The organism is Chloroflexota bacterium (assembly GCA_026713825.1).
Taxonomy (GTDB): Bacteria; Chloroflexota; Dehalococcoidia; order Lucifugimonadales; family UBA1127; genus UBA1127.
In genome coordinates this window covers 1-6,486 of the sequence record JAPONS010000078.1, presented here as the reverse complement: position 1 = coordinate 6,486, position 6,486 = coordinate 1, and the positions used below count along the sequence as shown (strand labels likewise).

General features: G+C 69.1%; 7 protein-coding genes and 1 tRNA gene. 2 read left to right on the top strand and 6 right to left on the bottom strand.

The window, feature by feature from the left end; translation table 11 throughout:
• The 6 genes from OXC99_09955 to OXC99_09930 form a co-directional block, all read right to left on the bottom strand.
• The coding region (locus OXC99_09955) for a DEAD/DEAH box helicase (GenBank protein MCY4625304.1) at positions 1–1,312 on the bottom strand (1,312 nt) is incomplete at its 3' end.
• 363 nt (positions 1,313–1,675) lie between these two features.
• Positions 1,676–1,751 (bottom strand) — tRNA-Arg (locus OXC99_09950).
• 119 nt (positions 1,752–1,870) lie between these two features.
• Positions 1,871–3,004 carry a trypsin-like peptidase domain-containing protein gene (locus OXC99_09945; GenBank protein MCY4625303.1) on the bottom strand — a complete coding sequence of 378 codons (1,134 nt, stop codon included), beginning with the start codon at positions 3,002–3,004 and terminating at the stop codon, positions 1,871–1,873.
• A gap of 38 nt (positions 3,005–3,042) precedes the next feature.
• Positions 3,043–3,705 (bottom strand): 50S ribosomal protein L25, encoded by a 663-nt coding sequence (locus OXC99_09940; protein MCY4625302.1) that lies wholly within the window; start codon positions 3,703–3,705, stop codon positions 3,043–3,045.
• A gap of 149 nt (positions 3,706–3,854) precedes the next feature.
• Positions 3,855–4,175 carry a clan AA aspartic protease gene (locus OXC99_09935; protein ID MCY4625301.1) on the bottom strand — a complete coding sequence of 107 codons (321 nt, stop codon included), beginning with the start codon at positions 4,173–4,175 and terminating at the stop codon, positions 3,855–3,857.
• The gene (locus OXC99_09930) at positions 4,172–4,462 is read right to left on the bottom strand and encodes a hypothetical protein (protein MCY4625300.1); all 291 of its coding nucleotides are present in this window, start codon (positions 4,460–4,462) and stop codon (positions 4,172–4,174) included. The genes OXC99_09935 and OXC99_09930 overlap by 4 nt, the downstream gene beginning before the upstream one ends.
• Positions 4,463–4,690: 228 nt before the next feature.
• On the opposite strand from OXC99_09930, the gene moeB reads away from it, so the two are divergent.
• Both moeB and OXC99_09920 read left to right on the top strand, forming a co-directional pair.
• On the top strand, positions 4,691–5,509 hold the full coding sequence (moeB, locus tag OXC99_09925; protein MCY4625299.1) for a molybdopterin-synthase adenylyltransferase MoeB: 819 nt from the start codon (positions 4,691–4,693) through the stop codon (positions 5,507–5,509).
• Between the two features lie 35 nt (positions 5,510–5,544).
• Positions 5,545–6,486 (top strand): cysteine synthase family protein (locus OXC99_09920; GenBank protein ID MCY4625298.1); only part of this gene is annotated, 942 nt, incomplete at its 3' end.

The window sequence follows — 6,486 nt, the reverse complement described above, 5'->3', positions numbered from 1 at the left end:
GATCGGCTCGCGGCGGGAGAGGCGGGGGCGGGGCCCCCGGGAGGCCCGGGGGGCCCCGGGGGCGGCCGGGTTGCGGGGGGGGCGCGGGGAGTGGGGGGGGGGGGCGGCGGGGGGGGGGGGGGGGGGGGGGGGGGCCCCCCCGGCGGCGCCCGCGGCGCCCCGCCTGCTGCCAGGCGCTGGCGACGCTGCCCGGGTAGCCGGTGAGCACCGTCGCGTCCAGGCCGCCGATGTCCATGCCGAGCTCCAGGGCATTGGTGGCGGCGACGCCGAGCAGATGGCCGTCGCGGAGGCCCTCCTCGATGCGGCGGCGGTCCTCGGCCCTGTAGTGGGCGCGGTAGGGCGCGAGGCGGATCGCCAGCTTTGGCTCCTTCTCGGACACCATGTCGCGGGCGGCGCCAAAGACGAGCTCCGCGGTGTGGCGCGTCCGCACGAAGGCGATGGTGCGGACGCCGGCGCGCGTGGTCTCGGCGAGGAGGCGGGCGGACTCGCTGTAGGCCTTCTCGCGGACGCCGGTCTCTGCGTCGCGGAGGGGCGGGTTCCAGAAGAGGAAGCGCTTCTCGCCGAGGGGCGCGCCGCTGCCGGTGACGGCGGTGAAGGGCTCGCCGGTGAGGTTCCCGGCCAGCTCCGCGGGGTTGCCGATGGTGGCGGAGCAGAGGATGAAGCGGGGCTCTGCGCCGTAGCGGGCGCAGATGCGGCGCAGGCGGCGCAGCAGGAGCGACACGTGGGAGCCGAAGACGCCGCGGTAGGTGTGGGCCTCGTCGATGACGACGGTCGAGAGGCGCTGGAGGAAGGCGGCCCAGACTCTGTGGTTGGGCAGGATGGCCGCGTGCAGCATGTCAGGGTTGGTGAGGAGCACGTGGGCGGAGCGGCGAATGCCGGCGCGCTCGTCGTGGGGGGTGTCGCCGTCGTAGACCGCGAGGGTGGGCGCGGGGCGCTCTGGGGCGAGCTCGCGGAGCGCGGTGAGCTGGTCCTGGGCCAGAGCCTTGGTGGGGTAGAGGAAGAGGGCGCGCGAGGAGCGGTCCTCGAGCCACTCGTGCAGGACGGGGGCCTGGAAGCAGAGGCTCTTGCCGCTGGCGGCGGGCGTCGCGACGACGACGTTGCCGCCCTCCAGGGCGGCGTCGACGGCCTGGGCCTGGTGGGCGTAGAGGGGCCAGCGGCCAAGCTCACGGAGGCGCGCGACGAGGGTGGGGTGGAGGAGGGACTCGGGCGACTGCTCGACGGCGTCGCGCGGGGGCAGGGTGCGGTCGTCGACGACCTGGCCGTCGTACCAGGGCTGACTACGGACCCGGTCGAGGAAGGCTTGGACGTCCATGGGGGCAGTGTAGCACGCGGCCCGGCGGGGATTGCGGGCGTCGTTGGGGTGAGCCCAACGAAGAAACCGTTTTCTCCCGGCGGCCGCGGCGGAGGGTGTTTGCTATTTGTTTTATACGGGAAGTGCCGCATTTCAGACACACCTCAAGAAAATTCTCTTTTTCTGGGGGAGAGCCTCCCGAACCTGGGCGCCGTAGCTGGCCTGCTCGTGGACGCGTGCCGTGGGCCAACGACGGAATTGGTGAGCGCGGCGGGGCTCGATGGTTGCGGGGGTGTCGCTGTGGTGGGTTGTCATGGAGGGAGCGTAGCGGTGGGTGCGGCGTACGCGCAACGGGGTGGTGTCAGGGTTGGGGAAGCATCGCGGTGGCGTCCCGGGTGGGAGTCGAACCCACGACCCGCTGCTTAGAAGGCAGCCGCTCTATCCGCTGAGCTACCGGGACACGGGACACCCTAACCCGATGGTAGACCTCGCCGAGAAGGGGTGTCAAACGCGGGGCGCGGGGGCGGCCAGAGGCTGGCGGGCGATTCACGAATCGCCCCTACGCGCTCGCCGGGGCGGCTATCTGGGCATTTCCGCGAGCTTGATCAGGAGCTCTATGGGCTGGCCCTCCCGGAGGAAGACGGCGAGGACTTCCTGGTTGACCTCCAGCTCCTCTCGCATGACGCGCTGAAGGGAGCGGAGGGAGTCTATGTCGTGGCCGTCGAGGTTGATGAGGATGTCGCCGGTCTGGATGCCGGCGTCCTGCGCGGGGCTGTTGGGCCAGACGCGGCCGATGAGGACGCCGCGGCGGTCGTCCAGGTCCATTTGAAGGGCGACGGGGGCTGTGATGTCGGAGATGCCGACGCCCATCCACGGCCAGCGGACGCGGCCGTACTGCAGGATGGACTGCACCACGGGCACGACGGTGAAGCTGCTGACGGAGAAGCCCATGCCCTGCGCGCCGCGCACCACCGCCGTGTTGATGCCGATGACCTCGCCGTTGAGATCGACGAGCGGGCCGCCGCTGTTGCCCTCGTTGATGGCGGCGTCGGTCTGGATCAGGTCCGTGAGCGACTGCTGCTGTGTCGTCAGGGAGCGGTCGATGGCGCCAACGACGCCGAGGGTGACGGACGGCCCGCCGGGGAGGCCGAGCGCGTTGCCGATGGCGATGGCCCAGTCGCCGACGCGCACGGAGTCGGGCGGCGCGAAGGGCAGCGCGGGGAAGGGGCCGTCGCCGTCGATCTTGAGGACGGCGAGGTCGGTGACGGGGTCCGTGCCGACGACAGCGGCGTCGAAGTGGCGGCCGTCGTCGGTGGTGACGACGATGCGGGTGGCGCCGTTGATGACGTGGAAGTTGGTGACGATGTAGCCGTCGGAGTGAATGATGGCGCCGGTGCCGTTGCCGGTGGCGCCGAAGCGGCGGAAAAGGAAGCTGCCGGTCTCGACGCGTGTGGTGATGTTAACGACGGCGGGACGAACGGCCTCGACGACCTCGGCGACGGAGGGGAGCGCGGCGGCGATGGGACGCGGCACGCGGATGGCGGGCTCGGCGACGACGCCGTTGTCCTGCGCGGCGGTCTCCTCAGCAACGGCGTCCTGCTCAGCGGACGGGGAGGCGGGCAGCTCGGGCGTTTCGCCGCCGCAGGCGGACGCAAAGGAGAGCAGGGCCACCGAAGCGGCCAGCGCGAAAAGCCAATGCAATGCGTGTTTCACCGGACACCCCCTGTAGTCCGGCCGCAAAACAGGGGCGGCTAGGAGTTCTCGTCGCCCTCCGCGTCGGCGTCTTCCTCGACCACGCGCTCGGGCTCCGGCGGGGCCTCGGGCGCGCCCTCGGTCTCGATGGCCTCGGCTCCGACGGGCGCGGCGACGTGGGCGACCATCTGCTCGCCGTCGGTCAGCACCGTCACGCCCTCGGGCACGACGAGGTCCGAGACGCGGATGCTCTTCTCAAAGTCGTTCAGCACGGAGACGTCCACCTCGATGGAGCCGGGGACGTCGAGGGGGCGGGCCTCCACGTTGACGGTGTGGATGTTCTGGATGAGGCTGCCGCCCAGGTGGACGGCGTTGGAGTCGCCCACCAGCTCGATGGGGACCTCGACGGTGGTCGTGACGCCGGCGTCGACGCGGAAGAGGTCGACGTGCAGGACGTCCAGGGTGAGCGGGTGGAACTGGATCTCGCGGACGAAGGCGAGGCTGCGGTCATTGGTGCCCTCGGTGACGACCTCGACGGGGCGGTTGTGGCCGACGTGGGAGAGGACTCGACGGAGGGAGAGGGAGTCGACCTGGAGCGCGGCCGGCTCGCCGCCGGCGCCATAGAGGTGGACGGGAGTGAGCCCCTGCCGTCGCAGCTGGCTAACCTTCTTCCCCAGCACGGTGCGCTGCTGGACGGACAACGTGGCTACCTGAGTGGTCATGGGGCTACTCCTCTGATGTGTCTATTGCGAAAGTATAGTGTAGTGCAAGGCGGGCCGTAGGGGAAGCGTGGGGGGTGCGAGGGGGGGACGCGCGGCCGACTAGGCCTTGGCCTGTATGACGACTCGGCCTCCGCTCTCAACCTCGATGTTCAAGGTATGCCCATCAAGCAACAGCATTCCCAAGAGGGGGTGCTGCCCGTTGCGTCAGCCTCTATACGTCTCGCTTTGCCGTCCCACAGGACTGTCACGTCGTGAACGTCAAAGCTCACTTCATCGTCGTTGGCCAGAAACGCCTGCCCTATGTAGGCGAAAGGCAACTCCAACTCCGCCACCAACGCAGCCGGGAGGGTCAGGAAGCCGCTGTAGCCGGTGTCCACCACGGCCTCGATGTCCTGGGAATGCCCGGCGGGGCCTTGCAAGGAAAGGGCCACAACCGCTTCATGGGCGGCGTTCACCACCCCGAGGATCACCCGGTCCTCCTCAGAGACCCGGCCCCAAAGCTGCGCAGCGCCCGATACCCGACGCGCTCCATCAAGACGTCGACGGCCTCTGGACGCAGCTCCCGCAGGCGGTCCACCGCGGCGATCTCGCTGGCGGCGACGACCCATTCCCCCGTCTCTACGTCGATGGCGACGTACTCCCCGAAGTGGCCGGACTTCACTTGAGGCAGGATGTCCCGCTCGTAAATCTCCTTGCCGAGACGGACCGTCTCCTCGCGGGGACGGCGCGGGCGCGACGGGGTCTTTGCGTTCGTCACCTGTGCTCCCTTTCAGGGTGTTCTGTTACGGCATATTCTACCTGTAGGGGCGACGGCGGGCAACGAATGGGCACACACCAACACCTGACTGCGAGCTACACCCGCCCCATACCGGCTCGCCTTGTGGGGGGTATCTGCGCATGCTATACTTGGAGACGACTTTGCCGTTGTCAGGCCGTGGCCTGCGCCCAGGAAAATCAGTGACGACGGCGCTACAGGAGGCCCAGCATGACAACCTCGTTCGCGTTGACGCCGGAGCAGGTGCAACGCTACAGCCGGCACATTATCATGCCCCAGGTGGGCAGCCATGGCCAGCGCAAGCTGATGCAGTCGAAGGTGCTCGTCGTCGGGGCGGGCGGGCTCGGCTCGCCGACGGCCCTCTACCTCTCGCTGGCGGGCGTGGGCACCGTCGGGCTGGTCGACTTCGACGTAGTCGACATCTCCAACCTGCAGCGCCAGATCCTGCACCAGAATGCCGACGTGGGCCGACCCAAGGTCGTCTCCGCGCAGGAGTCCATCAACGCCTACAACCCCGACGTCAACGTGCGCATCCACGAGACGCCCATCAACTCCGACAACGCATTCGAGATCATCTCGGACTACGACATCGTCGTGAACGGCGCGGACAACTTCGCCACGCGCTACTTGGTCAACGACGCCTGCTACCTGCTGAACAAGCCGCTGGTCGACGGGAGCATCCTGATGTTCGACGGGCAGGCGACGGTGTACCTGCCGGGCCGCGGCTGCTACCGCTGCCTCTTCCCCGCGCCGCCGCCTCCGGGCGCGGTGCCCAACTGCGCCGAGGCAGGCGTGCTGGGCGCCATCACGGGACTTGTCGGCAGCATCCAGGCGACGGAGACGCTGAAGCTCATCCTTGACATCGGCGACTCGCTGTCCGGGCGGCTGCTGCTCATCGACGCGCTGACCATGGACTTCCGCACGGTGAAGATCCGGCAGAACCCCAACTGCCCGCTGTGCGGCGCGGAGCCGACGGTGACCGAGCTCATCGACTACGAGGTCTTCTGCGGCCTCCCCTCGGCGAACTAGGCGCGGCGCGTTCCATGGAGCAGCAGGACGGCCCCATGTCCTCAGCGCAGCCGCGCCCCGCGACGGCCAGAAACGGCATCCTCGACGCCATCGGCGGGACGCCGCTTGTCTTCCTGCCGAACCTGAGCAAGCCGAACGTGCGCATCTACGCCAAGCTGGAGGGCCATAACCCCACGGGCAGCGTCAAGGACCGCATCGCCAAGCACATGATCGAGCGGGCGGAGGCCGAGGGCACGCTCACGCCCGACAAGGTCGTGCTGGAACCCACGAGCGGCAACACCGGCATCTCGCTGGCCATGGTGTGCAAGGTGAAGGGCTACAAGCTCAAGGTGGTGATGCCGGAGAACGTCAGCCCGGAGCGCGCGCAGCTGCTGGAGGCGTTCGGTGCGGAGGTCACTTATTCCGACGGCGCGGGCGGCAGCAACTACGCCATCGTGGTGGCCAAGAAGCTGTACGACGAGGACCCGGACACCTACTTCATGCCGTACCAGTACGGCAACGCCTCCAACCCCCTCGCCCACTACGAGACCACGGGCGCGGAGATCATCGAGGCGCTGCCGGAGGTGGACACCTTCGTGGCGGGGCTGGGCACGGGCGGCACGCTCATGGGCGTGGGGCGCCGGCTGAAGGACCACAACCCGGACGTGCAGGTGGTGGCAATCGTGCCGTCGCCGGACGACGCGATACAGGGGCTGCGGAGCCTGGAGGAGGGGTTCATCCCGCCCATCCTCGACACCTCGCTGCTGGACGCGCGCATCATGATCGAGGGGCAGGAGGCGTTCGCGAGCACGCGGTACCTGATGGAGCAGGAGGGCATCTTCGCGGGGATTTCCTCGGGCTCGGTCATCGCGGGGGCGCTGCGGATCGCGGACCGGATGGAGCAGGGGAACATCGTGTGCCTGCTGGCGGACGGCGGGTGGAAGTACCTGAGCACGAACCTCTGGACGACGGACTACGGCGACCTCGAAAGCCGGGTC

Excerpts from the sequence above, each read along its gene's own strand:
- moeB (MCY4625299.1), top strand. The coding sequence starts at position 4,691 with ATGACAACCTCGTTCGCGTTGACGCCGGAGCAGGTGCAACGCTACAGC.
- OXC99_09940 (MCY4625302.1), bottom strand. The coding sequence starts at position 3,705 with ATGACCACTCAGGTAGCCACGTTGTCCGTCCAGCAGCGCACCGTGCTG.